At 64.3% G+C, this 529-nt stretch carries 1 pseudogene; it reads right to left on the bottom strand.

What is annotated here, in order from left to right:
* Positions 1–529, bottom strand: a pseudogene (locus tag A5697_RS27985) (glycosyl transferase family 1); the annotation flags it as partial.

The raw sequence follows: 529 nt of genomic DNA, 5'->3' as shown, positions 1-529 counted from the left end.
CGCACATCGCTGAAATCGCTCCAGCCGGCGCAAATTAGCGCCCGCTGGTGCAATTCCGCACATGCCGCAGCGATCATTTCGACCGTGTCGACCGGAGATTCGACCGGCATGCTGCCGAAGCCAAAGCAAATCGGCGGCGATCCGGCGGCAATCCAAGCTGCCACGTCGTCGTCGGCGCCCGTGGTCAGTTGCATTGTCAATGGGCCGACAAACGGCCGTAGGCCGTCCCATTTCGCCCATTCGTCCGCCAGTCCGGGAAAGCAAACCTCGTCGTACGCTTGGATTTCCAGCGACTTTCGCTGGGCGATCCGGCGCGGCGAGGGATGCGTTGCCTTGGGGAGCCCGAGTTCGCGGCGCTGCGTGTCCTCGACCTTCTTGTTCAGGCGCCAACTGAACCAGTCGAACGCCGTCATCGCCGAGCGGCTCAACGGCGCCGGCAGCATCGAAACGGTCTGGCCGTTCGGCCGCATGGGGACGTGATGCAGCGTGGCAAACGGGATGTCGTAGTACTCCGCGACGTTGGCGGCGG

This window comes from Mycobacterium sp. E3251 (genome assembly GCF_001666835.1).
In the GTDB taxonomy this organism is placed as follows: domain Bacteria; phylum Actinomycetota; class Actinomycetes; order Mycobacteriales; family Mycobacteriaceae; genus Mycobacterium.
The sequence above is the reverse complement of the archived record's forward strand: the minus strand, read 5'-3'. Positions and strand labels throughout refer to the sequence as shown.